Origin of the sequence: Streptomyces sp. CRCS-T-1 (assembly GCF_024442335.1) — a bacterium.
GTDB classification, from domain to species: Bacteria; Actinomycetota; Actinomycetes; order Streptomycetales; family Streptomycetaceae; genus Streptomyces; species Streptomyces koelreuteriae.
The window spans coordinates 7,900,722-7,919,738 of the sequence record NZ_CP101651.1 but is presented as its reverse complement, the minus strand read 5'-3'; the positions used below and the strand labels follow the sequence as shown (position 1 = coordinate 7,919,738).

The 19,017-nt window shown below is 72.3% G+C and carries 14 protein-coding genes; 5 read left to right on the top strand and 9 right to left on the bottom strand.

Annotated elements, in window-relative coordinates; translation table 11 throughout:
* Positions 1 to 72: 72 nt before the first annotated feature.
* The 3 genes from NNW99_RS35815 to NNW99_RS35805 are packed head-to-tail and all read right to left on the bottom strand — an operon-like array spanning position 73 to position 2,875.
* A complete protein-coding gene (locus NNW99_RS35815) occupies positions 73 to 834 on the bottom strand; it encodes a cupin (RefSeq protein ID WP_215123324.1) in 762 nt (253 codons plus the stop codon).
* Positions 828 to 1,754 (bottom strand): PmoA family protein, encoded by a 927-nt coding sequence (locus tag NNW99_RS35810; RefSeq protein WP_215123323.1) that lies wholly within the window; start codon positions 1,752 to 1,754, stop codon positions 828 to 830. The genes NNW99_RS35815 and NNW99_RS35810 overlap by 7 nt, the downstream gene beginning before the upstream one ends.
* A complete protein-coding gene (locus tag NNW99_RS35805; protein ID WP_215123322.1) occupies positions 1,751 to 2,875 on the bottom strand; it encodes a Gfo/Idh/MocA family protein in 1,125 nt (374 codons plus the stop codon). The genes NNW99_RS35810 and NNW99_RS35805 overlap by 4 nt, the downstream gene beginning before the upstream one ends.
* A gap of 339 nt (positions 2,876 to 3,214) precedes the next feature.
* Here NNW99_RS35805 and NNW99_RS35800 point away from each other — a divergent pair, with 339 nt between their 5' ends.
* A complete protein-coding gene (locus NNW99_RS35800; protein ID WP_251058019.1) occupies positions 3,215 to 4,756 on the top strand; it encodes an alpha/beta fold hydrolase in 1,542 nt (513 codons plus the stop codon).
* 168 nt (positions 4,757 to 4,924) lie between these two features.
* On the opposite strand, the gene NNW99_RS35795 is transcribed toward NNW99_RS35800, so the two are convergent.
* Entirely contained in the window at positions 4,925 to 5,674 is a 750-nt protein-coding gene (locus NNW99_RS35795) for a response regulator (protein WP_215123321.1), read from the bottom strand.
* A 249-nt stretch (positions 5,675 to 5,923) separates the two neighbouring features.
* Between NNW99_RS35795 and NNW99_RS35790 the strand changes: the two genes are divergently transcribed.
* Genes NNW99_RS35790 through NNW99_RS35780 form a run of 3 tightly spaced genes read left to right on the top strand, consistent with a single transcriptional unit; the run spans position 5,924 to position 8,938 of the window.
* Positions 5,924 to 6,907, top strand: coding sequence for a tripartite tricarboxylate transporter substrate binding protein (locus tag NNW99_RS35790; protein WP_215124571.1), 984 nt, complete (start codon positions 5,924 to 5,926; stop codon positions 6,905 to 6,907).
* Positions 6,904 to 7,443 carry a tripartite tricarboxylate transporter TctB family protein gene (locus NNW99_RS35785; protein ID WP_215123320.1) on the top strand — a complete coding sequence of 180 codons (540 nt, stop codon included), beginning with the start codon at positions 6,904 to 6,906 and terminating at the stop codon, positions 7,441 to 7,443. Before NNW99_RS35790 ends, NNW99_RS35785 begins: the two co-directional genes overlap by 4 nt.
* 1 nt (position 7,444) lies before the next feature.
* A complete protein-coding gene (locus NNW99_RS35780; RefSeq protein WP_215123319.1) occupies positions 7,445 to 8,938 on the top strand; it encodes a tripartite tricarboxylate transporter permease in 1,494 nt (497 codons plus the stop codon).
* A 56-nt stretch (positions 8,939 to 8,994) separates the two neighbouring features.
* On the opposite strand, the gene NNW99_RS35775 is transcribed toward NNW99_RS35780, so the two are convergent.
* From NNW99_RS35775 to NNW99_RS35755, 5 genes are read right to left on the bottom strand one after another with little or no spacing between them, the layout of a single operon-like run.
* A complete protein-coding gene (locus NNW99_RS35775) occupies positions 8,995 to 10,923 on the bottom strand; it encodes a DUF2264 domain-containing protein (protein ID WP_215123318.1) in 1,929 nt (642 codons plus the stop codon).
* A 22-nt stretch (positions 10,924 to 10,945) separates the two neighbouring features.
* Positions 10,946 to 12,013 carry a LacI family DNA-binding transcriptional regulator gene (locus tag NNW99_RS35770; RefSeq protein WP_370869182.1) on the bottom strand — a complete coding sequence of 356 codons (1,068 nt, stop codon included), beginning with the start codon at positions 12,011 to 12,013 and terminating at the stop codon, positions 10,946 to 10,948.
* Between the two features lie 31 nt (positions 12,014 to 12,044).
* Entirely contained in the window at positions 12,045 to 13,694 is a 1,650-nt protein-coding gene (locus NNW99_RS35765; protein ID WP_215123317.1) for an extracellular solute-binding protein, read from the bottom strand.
* A 43-nt stretch (positions 13,695 to 13,737) separates the two neighbouring features.
* The gene (locus NNW99_RS35760) at positions 13,738 to 14,625 is read right to left on the bottom strand and encodes a carbohydrate ABC transporter permease (protein ID WP_215123316.1); all 888 of its coding nucleotides are present in this window, start codon (positions 14,623 to 14,625) and stop codon (positions 13,738 to 13,740) included.
* Positions 14,622 to 15,476, bottom strand: a complete 855-nt coding sequence (locus NNW99_RS35755; RefSeq protein ID WP_215123315.1) for a sugar ABC transporter permease — start codon at positions 15,474 to 15,476, stop codon at positions 14,622 to 14,624. The genes NNW99_RS35760 and NNW99_RS35755 overlap by 4 nt, the downstream gene beginning before the upstream one ends.
* Positions 15,477 to 15,777: 301 nt before the next feature.
* On the opposite strand from NNW99_RS35755, the gene NNW99_RS35750 reads away from it, so the two are divergent.
* The gene (locus tag NNW99_RS35750; RefSeq protein ID WP_215123314.1) at positions 15,778 to 19,017 is read left to right on the top strand and encodes a CHAT domain-containing protein; all 3,240 of its coding nucleotides are present in this window, start codon (positions 15,778 to 15,780) and stop codon (positions 19,015 to 19,017) included.

Here is a 19,017-nt window from a genome sequence, read left to right as displayed (position 1 = left end):
GTCACCTCTCCTTTCCTCGGACTTCCTGTTGGCCCCCCTCGGCCTGTGGCCCCCCTTGGCGCCCTTGCCGGGTTACTCGCCCTGGTACGGCAGCGTGGTACCCGGCAGGTTGTACTCGTCGCGCCGGCCGCACATGCCGAAGCCGCCGAGCCGGGTGGGCGCCGCCTCGTGGGCGGTGGCCTCGTCGAGGTGGAGGGGCTCCCCCACCTCCAGCGCGTCGAGCTGGGCGCCGGTGCGTTCGGCGGTGGCCAGCGCACCCGCCCGCCACAGCTCACGCCAGGTGGGCACCTTGTCGCGCACGAGGCGCGCGGCGGCCCGCTGGAACTCCAGGTACGGGGCGTTGTCGCCTGCTTCGAGGGCCTCGCGCAGGACGACGTAGCCCTCGACGGCGAGGTCCCTGCGGCGCCGGGCGGCAGCCGCCGTCTCCGGTCCCGTGCCGGGCGGCAGCTTCGCGGCGGCGGCGTACTTCTCGGGGTCGGCGAGCACCTCGGGCGGGAAGGTGAACACGGCGTCCCCGGCCTCGGGCAGGCCGCTGTTCTGCATCAGGACGGTGATGCGCAGGTCGCCGCCCTGCACCATGCGGTGGACGGTGCCCGGGGTGAACCAGGCGAGGGAGCCGGCCGCGAGGGGGATGTCCCGGTAGCCGTCGGGGCTGAGCGTCTGGACCGCGCCCCGGCCGCCGGTGACGACGTACGCCTCGGTGCACACCAGGTGCAGATGCGGGCTGCCGCCGCAGACGCCGTCGGCGGCCTCCCAGTCGTAGGCGCTCAGATGGGACAGGCCGATCGCGCCGGGCAGCGGGTGCGGCAGGGCGGGCTCGGTGTCGCTCACCACGGCAGGCTCTCCATGTGGGTGCCGACCCGGTCGCGGTCCCAGGCGCCGTCGGCGACGACCAGCCGGTAGCGGTAGGCGAAGGACTCGCCCGGCGGGAGTGCGAACTCCTCGAAGAACGCCCAGGAGAAGGCGACCGTCGGGAAGGGCTCGGCGCGGACGAACCAGTGCGACTCGTGGATCGCGGACGACTCGTCGAGGTTCTCGGGCGCGTGCGCGAAGACGAGGGTGGAGTGGCCGTCGACGTCGTCGTGCTCGGTGGTGAAGGCGAGCCAGGGGCCCTGGGTGCCCATGAGCTTGCCCACGTCGGCGTCGGTGTCCGGGGCGAAGACCGTGCCGCCGGTGAAGTCGCGCGGGCCGCGCCACTGCAGTCCGGTGTAGCCGGCCATCTCACGGCCCGCGGTGGTCGGTGAGCCGAAGGACAGAGGCTCGGAACGGAGGTTGGTGAGGCGGATCGACCAGTCGAGGGCCCAGGATCCGGCCTCCTCGTCCACCGAGTGGACGGTCAGCCCCCGCACCTCGCGGGCCCACTCCTCGCCGCCGTTCTCGACCCACGTGAGGTTCTCGGTGAAGGCGAGCCGGTCGTCCTCGACCGTGAAGTCCGGGAAGCCGTCGTGCCGCATCGAGCCGACGCGCTCGGGCAGGGGCAGATAGCCCTGGCCGTGGACATAGCAGTTGCCGCCCCAGAAGTTCTGGCCGGACAGATGGCTCGAGGTCATCTGCAGGCCCTTGTGCCAGCGGTGGTCGTTCGGGCGGTAGCCGGTGACCGTGCGGCCGGAGAGGGTGCGTACGGGGTGGGCGTACGGCTTGCGGGACTCGAAGGGATCCGGGTCGGGGCGGTAGACGTAGCGGAGGATCTCCGTGCCGCCTGCCGCCGTGACGGCGATGTCCTCGCCGTGGGTGTGGGTGACTCGGATGCTCATGCGCGCTCCTTGGGGGCCCAGTCGGGGTACTGGCCGTGCATGGCCTCGTAGAAGGGGTCGCCGGGGCCGATCTCCCCCGCGTGCACCGAGCGGCCGGTGAACGCCGCCTTGTACAGGGCGGCGGCGAACTCGAGGGTGGCGCGGGCGTCCTGGCCGCTGCCCGGTGGCCGGGCGCCGGTGTCGTAGGCGTCGAGGAGCGCGCCGAGCTGGGCCGTGTGGGAGCTCGGCACGTCGTGCGCGGGGGTGCGCCAGGCGGTGGCGCGCTCGGAGGCGACGTGCGGGGCCGGGGTGTAGGCCCAGCTGTCGTTGCTGTGGCCGTACAGATGGGTCAGCTCGACCGTGGCGTCCGCGCAGTCGACGCGGATGCGGCTGACCTCGTCCGGGGACAGCACGCTGTTCACGACGGTCGCGAGGGCGCCGCCCCGGAAGCGCACCAGCGCGGTGGAGACGTCCTCGCTCTCGGTGTCGTGGACGAGGCGGGCCGCCATGGCCTGGATCTCCTCCCACTCGCCGAGCAGGTGCAGCAGCAGGTCGTACTGGTGGATGCCGTGGCCCATGGTGGGGCCGCCGCCCTCGCTGGCCCACTTGCCGCGCCACGGCACCGCGTAGTACGCGGCGTCCCGGTGCCAGGTGGTCTGGCAGTGCGCGACCAGCGGGGCGCCCAGCTCGCCGCTGGTGATCAGCTCGCGGGCGTGCACGGCGCCTGAGCCGTAGCGGTGCTGGAAGACGACCGCCGCGTACGCCCCGGAGGCCTCCTCGGCGGCGGCGATCTCGTCGTACTCGGAGAGTGACAGGGTGAGCGGCTTCTCGCACAGCACCCAGGCGCCCGCCTTGAGCGCGGCCACCGTCTGCTCCCGGTGGAGGGAGGGCGGTGTCCCGATCAGGACCAGGTCGGGGCGTACGGCGTCCAGCATCGCGTCCATCGAGGTGTATCCGGCGACCTGGTCGCCGGCCAGCTCGCGGAAGGTGTCGAGCCGCTCCTGGTCGACGTCGACGGCGGCGACCAGCTCCACCCGGTCGGAGTGGGCCCGCAGCGCGGGCAGATGGCTGCCGCTGACGATGGCTCCGGTGCCGACGACGGCCACGCGGCGGCGGGTGGGAGACCCTGGGGACACGGACATGCGGCGCTCCTCGGACGGCCGGTGGACTCACGCTTGGAAAGCGCTTGCACTCGGAAGGTGACCCTAGGCGCGGGACCATGTCTGGACAACCCCCCTGCGGCGACCTGCACAAGGTCTGCGCGAGCGTTCTCCCAGCTTGGGGCGGATATTCCGGTTGTTGTCGGCGCCATGGAAACGGCATTCCCCCGCATCCTCCCGGGGGTTGGCCCCACCGTGAACGGGCTGCCAGCCGGAGTGATCGGACGGCGGCCCGTCCCTAGCGTTCTGTCCCACAGCAACCCCTTCCGCATGTCCATGCCGGACGGCCGAGGGGAGTTCCGCCACAGAAGGGACACCCACGTGTTACCCCGTTCCCCGGCAGCCCCGGGACGAGCCGCCCTGGCGCTGACGGCCGCCGCCCTCGCCCTCACCGTGCTGCCCGCCACGGCCGAGGCGGTCCCCGGCCCCGACCCCCTCGCCCGCTACCAGCAGCAGCGCCTCACCTGGAAGAGCTGCGTGCTCGGACCTCAGGACACGACCGGCAAGGAGCTGGAGCAGTCGGGCGCCCGCTGCGCCGACGTCACGGTGCCGCTGGACTACTCGGACCCCGGCGGCCGCACGATCACCGTCGCGATATCCCGGATCCGCGCCACCGACACCGACCGCCGCGTCGGCCCGCTGCTGCTCAACGGCGGCGGCCCCGGCGGGCCGTCGCTCGGCGATCCGCCGTGGGTGCGCAAGGCGATGAAGGACGTCGCCGCACGGTACGACGTGGTGGGCGTCGATCCTCGCTTCATCGGCCGCAGCACACCGCTGGACTGCCGCTGGCCGACCGGCTCGGCCTGGCGCGGGGCGGGTGCGGACCGGGCCGGGTTCGACCGCACGACCGCGTTCGCGAAGGACCTCGCCGCGCGCTGCCGCGCCAACGCGGGCGATGCCCTGCCCCACGCCACCACCCGCAACACCGCGCGCGACATGGACGTCGTCCGGGCCGCGCTGGGCGAGCGGCGCATCTCCTACCTGGGCTACTCGTACGGCAGCTACCTCGGCGAGGTGTACACCACGATGTTCCCCGGCCGCACCGACCGGGTCGTCCTGGACGGTGTGATCGACCCGGACCGGTACGGGCCGAGGCTGCTGCGGGGCGTCGAGCGGGCCAACCGGCACGCGCTGGAGGGCTGGGCGTCCTGGGCCGCCGCGCGCGAGGCGACCTACAGGCTGGGCGGGACACGGGGTGAGGTGCTGGCCGCCGTGGACCGTGTCCGGAAGGCCTCGGCCCGGACACCACTGCGGCTCGGCGACCACCGGCTGGGCGAGCATGTGATGCCCATGGTCGTCTTCAACGGCCTCTCCCAGCACAACGACGCCGCCTACGGTGACTTCGCGCAGGGGATGCGGGACATGCTGCGGGCGTCCGAGGGGCAGCGGGTGACGCCGTCTCCCTGGCTCGCCGGGGTGCTCGAGTTCATGCTGACGGGCACCGACTCCCCTTACGGCAGCGCGCAGACGGCGATCCTGTGCGGCGACGGGGCCGCGCCTCGCAACCCGGAGGTCTACTGGCGCGACGTCCAGCGCGGCCGGGCGCAGGACCCGCTGTTCGCGCCCGTCACGCACAACATCAACCCGTGCGCGTTCTGGGACCGGCCGCGCGAGCGCCCGACCACGATCCGCGACGATCTGCCGGCCCTCCTCGTCAACGCCACCGGGGACCCGCGCACCGACCAGGACGGCGCCAGGACCGTGCGTGGCATGTGGCCGTCCTCGCGTCTGGTGACGCTGAACGGTGCCGATCAGCACGCGGTGTACGGCGTCTACGGTGCGCCGTGCGTCGACGACACGGTCAACGCGTACCTCGCGACGGGCCGCCTGCCGGCGAAGGACGTCGACTGCGCGGCGAGGTAGCGGGACGCTCGCCGCTGCTCCGGCCGGCGACCAGAACAGCGCGCGTACCTCCGGGCCACGGGCCTCTCGGGCCGGGCGAACCTGCGGCTCGGCAGGGCGCTCGGAGTCGTCGCGCCCCGTGCGAGCCCGGCTCCGCCGCCGCCCCCTGCGCAGCCGCTCCCGATAGGCCTAGGCCCGCGCCTCGCCCCCGGGCCGGAGCGCGGCGGGGCCGCGGAAGCGGTAGCGGCGTTCGGGGCGGCCCGCCACGCCGTAGCGCAGGGAGACCTCCACGCGGCCGACGGTATGGAAGTGCTCCAGGTAGCGGCGGGCGCTCACGCGGGAGACGCCGGTCATCGCGGCGCACTCGCTGGCGGACAGGGTGCCGTCCGTCTCGCGCAGGGCCCGCTCGACCAGCTCGGCGGTCTCCACGCTCATGCCCTTGGGCAGGGCGGCGACGGGCGAGGACCCACCGGAGGCTCCGGCCAGCACCCGGTCGACGTCGGCCTGGCTGCGCACGACCGTGCCGAGCAGCCGGCCGCGCCGGTCGGCGTAGCGCTCCAGCCTGGCGCGCAGTTCCTCTGACTCGAAGGGCTTGAGGAGGTAGTCGACGACCCCGTGCCGGACGGCGCCACGGACCGTCTCGGCCTCCCGGGCGGCGCTGACGACCATGACGTCGCAGTCGTGGCCCGCGGAACGCAGCCGGGGGATGACGTCGAGGCCGAAGATGTCCGGCAGGTGCAGGTCGAGCAGCACGAGGTCGGGGCGCAGCGCGTCGGCGGCGCTGACGGCCTGGGCGCCGGTACCGGCGACGCCGACGACGCGGAAGCAGTCGACGCGCTCGACGAAGGCCCGATGGACCTTGGCCACCATGAAGTCGTCGTCGACCACGAGGACGTCGATCGTGCCGCTGGTGGCGGACGTGCGGGGCTCGCTGGTCATCGGGTCGCTCCTTCCGTGCCGGGGCCGCCCATCATGGCGTCCACCTGCGGTGAGGGAAAGGGATGTGCACGGTTGCGGTCCAGGGGGCCGGGGTGCGCACGGCGTTCCGCCGACCACAAAGACCAAAACCTCCGTTGGTTCCGCAAGAGAGACAGCCCGTCGGCACCCGGTGCAGCATGTGGCCCACATCACCCTCCCCCACAGGGCTCTTACCTACCCGCATCGACGTACCGACAGGTGGTGGCACTCGTGCGCCTGCGCACTCCCCTCGCCCTGCTCGGGGCCGCCGTGCTCGTGCTCGTCGGACCTCCGCTGCTGACCACCGGCAGCGGCGCCGAGACCGGCACACAGATCCCGGGCCTGCGTTTCATGGTCCCCAACACGCCCGGCGGCGGCTACGACATCACGGCCCGTACGGCCGCGAAGAACGCCGAGGACGCCGGACTGACCCACAACATCGAGGTGTTCAACCTGCCCGGAGCCGGCGGCACGGTGGGCCTCAGCCGGCTGGTGAGCGAGCACGGCAACGGCAAGCTCGCCATGTCCATGGGCCTCGGGGTCGTGGGTGCCGTCCGCTCCAACGACGCGCCCAAGACGCTCGGCGACACCACGCCGATCGCCCGGCTCACCGAGGAGCAGGACGTCGTCGTGGTCGCCAAGGACTCCCCGTACAAGACGATCGACGACCTGATCGGCGCCTGGAAGGAGAACCCCGGCAAGCTCCCGGTGGGCGGCGGGTCCTCCCCCGGCGGGCCGGACCATCTCGCGCCGATGCTGATGGCGCGGGCCGCCGGGATCCCGCCGAAGCAGGTGAACTACATCCCCTTCGACGGCGGCGGCGAGCTGCTCGCCTCCATCCTCGGCAACAAGGTCGCCTTCGGTGTCTCCGGTGTCGGCGAGTACCTGGACCAGATCAAGTCGGGCGAGCTGCGTCTCCTCGCGGTCACCGGCCCGAAGCGGGTCGCGGGGCTCGACGCGCCGACGCTGACCGAGGCCGGGTACGACGTGAACTTCACCAACTGGCGCGGCATCGTCGCCCCGCCCGGCCTCACCGACGGCGAGCGGGACAAGCTCGTGCGGCTCGTCGAGGAGCTGCACGGCTCCGACGAGTGGCGGAAGTCCATGAAGCAGAACGGCTGGGACGACGCCTTCCTCACCGGTGACAAGTTCGGCGCGTTCCTCGACGCCGAGGACAAGCGCGTGGTTTCGGTGCTGAAGGAGCTGGGACTGTGACGACGCAGACCGACATTCCCCCCGCCGAGACCGGCGGCGGACGGCGCTCGTGGCTGCGCGAGCACTCCGAACTCGGCGTGTGTGTGCTGCTGCTGGCCCTGGGCGTGCTCGTCCTGACCGACGCGCTCACCATGGACGTGGACATCGCCCAGCGCGGCCCCGTCGGCCCGAAGACCGTGCCGATCGTGGTCGGGGCCGGGCTGCTGGTAATCGCCGCGCTGCTCGCCGTGGACGTGCTGCGCGGCGGCCGGGGGCAGGCCGAGACCGGCGAGGACGTCGACTTGTCCGAGCCCGCCGACTGGCGCACGGTGCTGCTGCTCGCCGGGGTGTTCCTCGGCGCGGCCGTCCTCATCGAGCCGCTCGGCTTCCCGGTCGCGGGCGCACTGCTGTTCTGGGGCGCGGCGTACGCGCTCGGCAGCCGCCGGATCGACCGCGATCCGCTCATCGCGGCCGGGCTGTCCCTCGTCACCTACACCGTGTTCAACAATCTGCTCGGAGTGCCCCTGCCCGGCGGTCCGCTGATGGGAGTGCTGTGACATGGATGCCTTCAACTCCCTTCTGGACGGCTTCGGTACGGCCCTCACGCCGATCAACCTCCTGTGGGCCGTCATCGGTGTGCTGCTGGGCACGGCGATCGGCGTGCTGCCGGGCATCGGCCCGGCGATGGCGGTCGCGCTGCTGCTGCCGGTGACGTACGGGCTCGACCCGATCGGCGCGTTCATCATGTTCGCCGGCATCTACTACGGCGCGATGTTCGGCGGTTCGACCACCTCCATCCTGCTCAACACGCCCGGTGAGAGCGCGGCGGTGGTGGCGGCCATGGAGGGCAACCCCATGGCCAAGTCCGGGCGCGGCGCCCAGGCCCTCGCGGCGGCCGCCGTCGGGCACTTCGCGGGCGGTCTGATCGGCACGCTCCTGCTGGTGGCGCTCGCGCCGACGGTCGCCAAGCTCGCCGTGGACATCGGCGCGCCGGACTACTTCGCCATCATGGTGCTGGCGTTCATCGCGGTGACCTCGGTGCTGGGATCGTCCCGCATCCGCGGCCTCGCCTCCCTGCTCATCGGTCTCACCCTGGGCCTGGTGGGCCTGGACCAGATGACCGGCCAGCAGCGTCTGACGTTCGGCTCGCTCCAACTGGCCGACGGTATCGACGTGGTGATCGTCGCTGTCGGACTCTTCGCGATCGGCGAGGCCCTGTGGGTCGCCGCCCATCTGCGGCGCAGGCCGCCGGAGCCGATCCCGGTCGGCCGGCCGTGGCTGGGGCGCGACGATGTGAACCGGACCTGGAAGTCATGGCTGCGCGGCCCGTTCATCGGCTTCCCGTTCGGCGCGATCCCGGCGGGCGGCGCCGAGATCCCCACCTTCCTGTCGTACGTGACGGAGAAGCGTCTGTCCAAGCACAAGGACGAGTGGGGCAAGGGCGCGATCGAGGGCGTCGCGGGGCCGGAGTCGGCGGCGTCCGCCTCGGCGGCGGGCACTCTGGTGTCGATGCTGACCCTGGGCCTGCCGACCACGGCCGTCGCGGCGGTCATGCTGGCCGCCTTCCAGCAGTACGGCATCCAGCCCGGCCCGCTGCTCTTCGAGCGCGAACCCGACCTGGTCTGGGGCCTGATCGCCTCCCTGTTCGTCGGCATGGTGCTGCTCCTCGCCCTCAACCTGCCGCTGGCGCCGGTGTGGGCGAAGCTGCTGCGCATTCCGCGGCCGTACCTCTACGCCGGGATCATGTTCTTCGCGGCGGTCGGCGCGTACGCGGTCGGCGGCGAGGTGATCGACCTGGTGATCCTGCTGATCATCGGCCTGATCGGCTTCGGCATGCGCCGCTACGGCCTGCCGGTGCTCCCCGCCGTCATCGGCGTCATCCTCGGCCCGAACGCCGAGCAGCAACTCCGGCGTGCCCTCCAGATCAGCGACGGCAGCGTGACGGGCCTGGTCAACACACCGTTCGCGGTGACCGTGTACGCGGTGATCCTGGTGCTGCTGGCGTGGCCGATGCTGGCGAAGGCGGTGAGGCGGGGGCGCGTGGAGGCCTGACGCGCTTCAGGTCCTGAGGGCGTGGCTCACCATCCGGGCCACGCCCTCTCGGCATGTCACGGCGCGACCGACTCCCGCGTGCCGTCCGGGAACCGGATCTCCACTCCCCCGTCGCCCCCGGCCCGTACGCGGGTCCCCTCGACCTGGGCGTGCACCGCGGGGTCGGCACTGAGTACGACCAGTGTCACGAGGAGGTGGGTGCCGCCGGGGTGGGACGGCAGGGTCAGAACGGGCGTCGCCGAGTGGTGGCCGTACGCGTTGCCGCCCACTGCCGCTACGACCGTGCCCTCGTCGTCGCTCCAGCCGTGCAGGCCGACGAGCGCGCTGGTCAGGCCGTCCGTGCGCCGGGCCAGGGCCAGGCCCGGGCCGGTGCGGGGCGTCGGGGGCGTGGTGTCGTCGGCCACGGCCCAGCCGCCCTCGCGCACGGGCGTGCCGGGGGGCGCGTCGACGCGGTGCACTCGGACCTCCCAAGGGCCGTGCACCACGCTGACCGTCTCGATGCGGTGGCCTTCGCCGCTGCCCGGGAGGAGGGCTCGGTGCCAGGAGGCGGCCCGGGCGCCCTCGATGCCGAGGGGGTGGATACGGCCGCGCGGGGTCGGTGTGCCGTCGGGGGCGAGCAGGGCGATGTGCTGGTCGGGGCCCGTGTGCGGGGCCGGAGGGGTCTCGGGTGCCGTGGCACTGGAGTAGGCCAGCCGGGCGTAGTGCGGGCTGTCCTGGGCCTCGGCGGGTGGAGGCGGCAGGCGGTCGCTGCCGTGGTTGACGAGCCGTACGATCCCGTCGGCCGCGGTGGAGTGCAGCAGCCAGCCCGGGGCGGGTAACGCGAGGCGTACGTCGGCCGATTCGACGGGGCCGGGTTCCTCGGGCGCCGTCCACACAGGGTGGTCGGTGGGCAGGAGCAGGCCGAGGAAGGCCTTGCTCGCCCAGTACGGGGAGGCCGGGCCCGAGTATCGCTGGGTGACGGGCAGGAAGGGGCCGTACCAGCCGAGCGTGAGCAGCCCCTGCTCGTCGGGCACGCCCCGCTCGGCGAAGTGCTTCAGCGCGCCGGAGGCGAGGCGGCGCGTGCGGCCCGGCGGCAGCGGAGTGGCGTCGGCGAGGACACCCGCCCACAGGGGCGCGGTCGTGGCGAATCGGTAGGTGAGCGAGCGGCCTTGATGGACGGGCCCACCGTCGGCGCCGAAGAAGTGCTGATGATCGTGGAGGAATCTCCGAAGGCGTGCGCGGTGAGCCGTGACCGGCCCCGGGTCGGCGCGCGGTCCGGCGATACGGGCCCAGAGCACCGGATACAGGTGCAGGGCCCAGGCGTTGTAGTAGTCGAACTTGCGGCCGTCGCCGTCGGTGTACCAGCCGTCGCCCCGGTACCAGTCCTCCAGGCGTGCCAGCCCGTCCTCGATCTCCCGGCGGCTGTGCGGGGCGCCGACGGAGGCGAGGAACTCCTCGGCGATGACCTGGAACAGCCGCCAGTTGGAGTCGTTGACGACGGCTCCGACGAAGCCGCCCAGCCAGTCGGCGATCCGCTGCCGTACCCGGTCGTCGAGCCGGTCCCAGATCCACGGACGGGTCTCGTGCAGGGCGATCGCGAGGGACGCGGCCTCGACCATGGGCTGGCCCCGGTCGGTGATGGGCGGCCAGCGGTCGGGGCCGCGCGGGTCGGTGCCCGCGGCGAGCCCGGCCGCGTACCGGTCGATGAGACCCGGATGGTGTCCGCCCGAGCCGGCGATACGGAAGGCCGCCAGCAGGAAGGAGCGGGCGAAGCCCTCGAGGCCGTCCGACCAGGGCCCGGAGTGGCTGGGCGGCCCGGGGAGCCGGTACTGGGCCAGGCCCGGCGAGGCGTAGGGCAGCAGGGCGTCCAGGAGGCGGTCGGCGATCGCCTCCCAGTGGGCGCGGGTCCAGCCGGTCAAGGGTGAGGTCAGCGGGTCGGGGGGCGGCAGTTGGGGAAGGTGGGGGAAGGGCGTCGGGCCGGGGAGCGACACGTGCGGCGCGCTCATACGGGTACGGTTCCTCCGTTGGTCACAGGGCACGCCCGGGCGGGGGCGCGCCGACGCTGTCGCGGACGACGATGTGGGTGCCGAGCAGATGGTGGGCCCCGGCGGCGTGCTCGGGGTCGCGCAGCGCGATGCGCACGGCGGCGCGGCCGAGTTCCTCGGCGGGGGTGCGGACGGTGGTGAGCGGCGGATTGAAGTCCTCGGCGAGCGGGATGTCGTTGTAGCCGACGACGGAGATGTCGCCGGGGACGCTCAGTCCGCTCTCGGCGATCGCCCGCAGGACACCGGCGGCGACCATGTCGTCCCCGGCGAAGACGGCCGTGAACTCCCGTGTCCGCTTGAGGAGTTCGGTCATGGCGCGATGCCCCGGGGCGCGGCCGAGTCCGCAGTCGACGACGTGGGCGGCCTCGGGCGGCAGCCCGTGCTCGGCGAGGGCGGCGCGGTAGCCGGCGACACGGGCGTCCAGGGCGGTGTTGCCGGGCAGCCCGCCGAGAAAGACGATCCGGCGATGCCCGGCCGAGAGCAGATGGGCGGTGACAGCGCGGGCCCCGGCCTCGTTGTCGAACTCCACGACGAGCGCCGGGATCTCCGGGTCGGGCGCGGGCCGCCCGCAGAGCACGAGCCGGGCTCCGGAGGAGTCCAGGGCGTGGGCGTAGTGGGCGACGCGCTCGCGGTAGGCGTCGTCCTCGACGACCCCGCCGACCAGGATCACCAGCCGGGCGCCCTCCTCCCGCATGAGCCGCACGAAGTCCATCTCGCGCTGGGCGTCCCCGCCGGTGGCGCCGACCACGCAGAGCCAGCCGCGGTCGGCGGCCTCCGCCTCCACGCCCTCGGCGACCTGGGCGTAGAAGGGGCTGGTGACCTGGCGGACCACGACGGCGGCCATCTTGCGGCCGCCGCCGACCAGGGCGCGGGCGTGCGCGTTGGCCACGTAGTCGAGGTCGCGGGCCGCGCGCAGGACGCGGGCCCGGGTCGCGGCGGGCACCGGGTGGTTGCCGCTGAGCGCGCGGGAGGCGGTGGCGGTCGACACGCCCGCCCGCTCGGCGACCTCGCGGATCGTGACCCGCCCCTTGGACACCATGTCGTTCCCCATCCCCCGCGTCTCCTCTTCCGCCCACCGCTGTTCAGGTGTTGGCCTCGTGGTCCTTCGCGTACTCCTCGGCCATTCTGTCGCCGCCCCGGCTCCGCCACTTCTTCACCGTCGCGTCCCACTCGGACAGCGGCAGCCGCCCGGCGATGATCCCGGTGGCGGTGTCGTCGAGGAGGGTCTTGAGGGTGGCGCCCTGGGAGTTGTTCGTCGCGGACTGCAGCCCGAACGAGGCGTTGCGTACGGCGTGCGGTACGACCTCGCCCTGCCAGGTGTGCAGGGCCCGAACGGCGTCGGGCATGCCGGGCACGAACAGCACCTGGGGGCCTTCGGCGAGGTACTTCAGCGGCAGGTTGGTGTTGTTCTCCACCTCGCCGAGCTTGGTGTACTCGGGCGAGCCGTCCTTGGCGCGGGTGAAGTGGACGCCCTCGACGCCGTAGTGGACGAGTTCCCACTCCGCGCTGCCGAAGGGCGCGGCGAGGTAGTCGAGGACGCGCAGGAGGAGTTCGACGCGCTCCTTCTTCGCCTGCTTCAGGATCGTGTAGCCGAAGGAGCGGCGAGCGGCGACGATTCCGCCGGGTTCGCCGCCGACGCTGTACGGGAGGGCGGCCGCCGGGCTCATCTTGCCCTGGGACTCACGGTACTTGGGCAGGTAGGCGCCGAACCCGTCCTGCATGGAACCGACGGTGCCGTTGTAGTAGAGGGTCGTCAGGTCGATCTGCGAGATGGACGTGGCGTCGGGGTGGTAGGAACCGTTCTTGCGCAGCTGGGCCTGGAACGCGATCGCCGCCTTGTACCGTTCGTCGGCCGCCCCCGCGAGGAAGGTGCCGTCGTCGGTGACGGCCCAGCCCTGGGGCGCGTTGTGGGCGGCTCCGTGGTAGGCGTTGCCGAACAGGGACTGGGCGGCGGCGCCCAGCATGTACGTCTTGCCGCGGGTGCCCCGCCGTGCCACGGCGGTGAAGTCCTCGGTCGTCCAGCCCTCCTTCATGCCCGCGTCGGCGAACATGTCCTGGTTGATCCAGAGGGTCGACCCGGGCAGCGGGCGCTCCAGCGGGATGCCGTAGATCCGTCCGCCGATGCGGCCCATGTCGCGCCAGGCATGGGTGGGGATATTGGCGAGGTTCGGGTAGTCGGTGATGGCGTCGCCGGACAGATACGGGGTGAGGTCCTGGGCGCGGCGCTGCACGAACTGTGCCTCGCGGGGCAGGGTGAAGCCGGAGAACATGTTGATGACGTCGGGCAGGGCGTCGGCGTCGCCGGCCATGACCGTCGCCATCTTCTTCTGGTAGTCGGCCTGGGAGATGATCGTGTACTCGATCTTCACGCCGAGGGCCTTCTCCACGGCCGCCCAGAACCGGTTCGCCGAGGCGGGCTTGGGCGGTGTGCCGAACGAGACGGTCATGACACGGACGGTGGAGCCGTCGCCCGGGGTGCGGGAGACCGACTTGGCCAGGTCGGAGGGGTAGGACGTGTACCCGGCCTGGACGCCCTCCTCGGTCGGGGCGAGATCCGGCTTCGGTCCGGTGGCGGGGCGGTGGGCCGGCCAGGGGGCGAGCTTCTTCCCGGCGTTGGAGACGTCGCCGTCGCCGGAACCCGAGGAACAGGCGGTCAGCAGACCGGGGACGGAGACGGCGGCACCACCGGCGGCCACGGAACGCAGCAGGGTACGTCGGGACATGCTGGGCATGGGTGAATCACCTCGTGTCGGCTTGAGTCGGCTCTTGCCTGAGTCAGCTCTTGATGGCGCCGGTGAGCACGCCCTTGGTGAAGTACTTCTGCAGGAACGGGTAGACCAGCAGGATCGGCACGGTGGCGATCACGAGCACCGCCATCTGCACGGTCTGCGGAGCGGTCACGGTCGCCTCGCCGGTCGTCGCGTCGGTGAGCCCGGCCCCGGCCACCACATAGGTGCGCAGCACCTGCTGGAGCGGCCAGTGGTCGCTCTCCAGGTACAGCGAGGCGTAGAACCAGGAGTTCCAGTAGGCGACGGCGTAGAACAGGCCGACGACGGCGAGCGCGGCCTTGGACAGCGGCAGCACCACCGACACCAGCACCCGCCAGTCCCCCGCCCCGTCCAGCCGTGCCGCCTCGTACAGCTCCTCCGGGATCGACTGGAAGAAGCCGCGCAGCACGACCAGGTTGAACACGTTGACCAGGACGGGCAGGACGAGCGAGGCGTACGAGTCGAGCAGGCCGAGTTCCTTGACGAGCAGGAAGCTCGGGATCATGCCGGGCGGGAAGAGGAACGTGAACAGCACCAGCAGCAGCACCGGTTTGCCGCCGAAGACGCCCGGGCGGGACAGCGCGTAGGCCAGGGTCACCGTGCAGACGAGGCTGAGCAGGGTGCCGACGATCGTCACGCCCGCGCTGACGCCGAGGGCGTGGGTGACGATGCCGCCGTCGAAGATGTCACGGTAGGCGTCGAGCGTGGGCTCGCTGGGCCACAGCACCCAGCCGCCGTTGTCGACGACCTCCCGGGTGGAGGCCAGGGACGTCGACACGATCACCAGGAACGGCACGCACACCAGCAGCACGACCGTGGCCAGGGCGAGCGCCTTCGCGGTCTGGGTGAGCGGCCGGGGCTTCTCCATCCACCCGGGCCGGGCGGACGCGCTCATCGGTAGACCCCCTGTTCGCCGAGCCGGTGGGCGGCCTTGTTGGCCGCGTAGACGAGGAGGGCGCCGACGAGCCCCTTGAACAGGCCGGCGGCCGCCGCGAAACCGTAGTCGCCGCCGACGATGCCCTGGTAGTAGACGAAGGTGTCGATGACCTCGGCGGTCTCCGGTCCGACCGCGTCGCGCTGCAGCAGCATCTGCTCGAAGCCGACGGAGAGAATGTCGCCGAGCCGCATGATGAGCAGCAGCACCACGACCGGGCGGATGGCGGGCAGGGTGACGTGCCAGAAGCGCCGCCAGGGTCCGGCGCCGTCGATGGCGGCCGCCTCGTACTGCTGCTCGTCGACCTGGGCGAGCGCGGCGAGGAAGATGATCGTGCCCCAGCCGGCGTCCTTCCAGATGACCTGGGCGACGACGAGCGGCCGGAAGGCGTCGGGGTTGCCGATGATGTCGACGGTGTGCAGACCGGCCCCGCTCAGGCCGCTGTTGAGCAGGCCGGTGTCCCCGAGCACCTGCTGGAACAGCGCGACGACGATCACCCACGAGATGAAGTGCGGCAGATACGCCACCGACTGCACGAACCGGCGCACCGAGCTCCAGGTGAGGGTGTGCAGCAGCAGGGCGAGACCGAGCGGCACCGGGAAGTAGAAGACGAGCTGGAGGACGGCGATCCAGAGGGTGTTGAGGACCGAGTCCCAGAACGCCGCGTCCTCGAACATGCGCTGGAAGTTGCCGAGCCCCACCCAGGGGCTGCCCAGGAGACCGTCGAACGGCACGTACTCCTTGAACGCGATGACGTTCCCGGCGAGGGCGCCGTAGTGGAACAGCAGGAAGTAGGCGACACCGGGCAGCATGAGCAGGAAAAGCGTCCGGCTCTGAAAACCTTTACGCTCACGCCGCACTCCGTCGGGACCGGGGTGGGAAGGACTCACCCCCTTCGCACCTGCTCGTTCCCGTAACTCGGTTGCCACGGCTCCCCCTCACCTCGGCCTGTCCGGTGAAGGGAAGTTAAAACGCTTTCACGACTCGGTCAACACTTCTGACAGAGCCGGGACTTCACGCCGAGAGTGATCGAACGACGTTCGAACCTATAGTGGTGATGACTGAGTGTGATGAATCGACTACACACGCTCCACGCGGGCGACGGGGGAACAAGTGCTGCCGCAAGACGCTCTGTTCGAGGCGGTCATGCGCCGCCGGGCACGTGACGGCGCGCCCGAGCGCTGGCGCGAGGCCCTCGCAGGCTCCGCCGCCCCGCCCTTGCGGTTGCGGTGGGCCCGCCGGTCCAACCTGTTCGCCATGATCACGCCGCCGGTCGCGGTGCCGCTGCTGCCGACGCTGCCCGCGCCGCTCTTCCCGCTCGCCATGGTCTGCGCCGTACTGATCTCGCTGCGAATGGCACTGAGCACCTGGGCCACCCGGGAGTTGCTCCGTCCGGCTCTCCTGCGACGGCGGCTGCGTCCGCTCGCCGTCGTCCCCGCCGTCGCGGTCGCGGCCACCCCGCCCGGCGAGTGGCTCGCGGACGTCTGGTCCTCCGTCCCGGTGCTGACCGGTGTCGGAGGAGGCGTGCTGCTGGCAGGCGCCACCGTCATCGGGCTGGCCCTCGCCGCATCGGCCCCTCATGTGCCGTCGAAGGGAGGGCAGTTGCTGCTGCGGGCGCCGCGCGTCGTCCTCGGTCGGGGCAGCATGATGTTCCTGCTCGCCGGGGTGTTCCAGCCCCGCCGTGAACTGCTGGTCGCCACGGTCTTCGTCCTCGCCGTGGAAGTCCTCGCGGCCTGGGCCATGGGCCGAGTGGACCGAAGCCTCCTGTGGCGGCCCGCATGGGCCCGCCTGCGCGGCGGCAGCGGTCCCGCCTACGACTCCGCACTCGCGTCCTGGGCCTTCGACCGCGTCCTGGCCCGGCCGATCGGGCCCGACTACCGGGCCGTCGTCGCGCTGACGACGTACGCCTGGCAGTCCTACCGCGGCGCGCTGACCGAGAAGACGCGGGACGTCCGGACGGACTTCCTGCTGCACGAGGGCGCGCAGGAGACCTTGGAGTGGTTGATCCTGGCCGACAACGCTCTGCTCGCCGTGGAGATGAACGCCGACGCCGTGCTGCGGGGAGCCAGGCCCTCGATGCTGCGCGCCCACCTCACGGCCACCGTCCTCGTACAGGCCACCGCAGTCGTGACCTGGGGCAATCTCGACCGGCCGGAAGAGGCCCACGAGGAGGCGCGGGGCGCGGCACAGGACTTCGGGCTGCTCGGCAAGCCTCAGTGGGCGGAGCTGTACCGGGTGTGCGCCGCCGCGGTGAGCGCACGGCGCGGGGACAACCCCAACCGGGCGGCGGCCGAACTGCGTGCCCTGCTGCGCGAGCGCACGGCGGCCGGACGGCACGACGGACCGGCCCAGCACAACGCGATTCTGACGGCCGCCATGGTGGCCCACCACGTCACCATGCGGGAGGAGGCACTCGAACTGCTCGCCTCCCTCCGGGGTCTGCCGGCGGACGGGGGTCTCGCCGACCTGGAGACCGACGGCATGACGCCCTGGGTCGCGGGCGCGCTGTGGGACGCCGCCGTCTACGACGTGAACCGCTACTTCGTCGAACGCGACCTCCGGGAAGCGTCGGGCGGGCCGTCGTACTTCCGGACCGCCCAGTCGACCAAGGGGGTGGAGTTGACGCCCGGTACCGGCAGACGGCTGACCGAGGACGTCGCGGAGGTGAGGACGCCGCCAGGTGAGGGACCGGCCGATGTGACGCGTCGCGCCCTCGTGGTGCTGGAAAGGATCATCGAGCGCTACGGCCCGGACCAGCCCGGGACCCGCATCGAGCGGCAGCACATGAGCGCGGCGGAGAGCATGATGGCGCTCGGCGAATCGGTGCACGCCCTGGACCGGTTGCACGACCAGATCGACCGGAGTCTGCGCTCGATGGGCAAGACGCCCGCCCCACGCTCCCCTGCCCCGCCGGGGCCGTCCGGCCTCGCCGCCAAACGTCTCTACGCCGGCGAGACGCTGCGCCTGCTGCTGTCCGACCCGGACACGGACAGCGGACTGCGGAAGGCGTTCAGCCACACCGAGAACGTACGGGCCATGAAACTCAGTGCCGAACTGGCCCGGCGCACCATGGCCGATGGGCCGAAAGCTCCGCCTTCGTCCCTGTACCAGCGACAGGACCGGCACGCCTCTCCGGCTCGGGCCGTGCTGACCCCGCAAGCCATCGCCCGGGCCCGGACAGGCAGCCTGGGGCACGCGGAGCTGAACCGGCAACGCGGCGTGTCGGAGTTCGGCCAGGTGAGCGAGTTGCTCGCCACGATCGGCCCGGAGACGCTCCTCATGGCGTACTGGCACGACGAGGACGAAACGCTCGTCTTCCTGCTGCGCGCCGACGACTCGGCTCCCCGACTCGTCACCATCGCCCACACCCCGGCGGACCATGCCGCACTGCGCGACGCCCTCAGGGGCATCGAACCGGACGACCGGCACCTCGCGCCGACCCCGTGGGACACGCCCTTCCGTCCCTTGGTGGAGGCGGCGGTCCGCCACAGCCGCCCCGGGGAGACGGTGTGGCTGGTGCCCGACGGGCTCCTCCACCACGTGCCCCTGCACGCCGTCGGACTGCCCGACGGCGGGGCCCTGAGCGACCGCAACCCGGTGTGCTTCTCGCCGAGCGCCTCCCTGATGCGACTCTGCCTGGGCGACGCCGAACCGCCCGCCACCCCCGCCTCCGCCCTGCTCATCGCGGACCGCACCTCCGAAGACGCCCTGGTCTTCGCCTCCCTGGAGACCCACGCCGTCACCGCGCACCTCCCCGACGCCACCACCGTGTCCGGAAAGCGCCAACTGCTCGCGCAGTTGTCCGCCCGCCCGTACGACGTGCTCCACCTGGCCTGCCACGGAGAGTTCCGGCCCGGCCGGCATGAGACGTCCGCCGTCGTCCTGGGCCGCGACGAGAGGCTGACCGCGTACGACGTGGTGGATCTGCGGCTGCGCGTCGGGCTGGTCACGATCGGCGCCTGCGAGAGCGGCTTGGGCTCCCTCGACCTCGCCGAGGAACGCTTCGGGCTGGTACGCGCCTTCCTCCAGGCGGGCGCGAGGTCCGTGCTGGCCACGCTCTGGAAGGTGGACGACCTGTCGGCGGCCCTGCTGCTGGACGACTTCTACGCCCGGCTGAGCCGAGGTGTCGCCCGGGCCGAGGCACTGCGGCAGGCCCAGCTCGCCCTACGCCGGACCCCCGCGCGGGCGGTGCGGCAGTACTGCCTGTCCAAGCGGCCCCTGGTCGTGGCCCCGGAGGAGCGGGCAGAACTGGACCAGGTCCTCTCCGGCCTCGACGAACTGCCCCCGGACCGGCTCGTCTTCGACGACCCCTACCACTGGGCGCCGTTCCAGTTGTACGGCGACTGGAGGTGA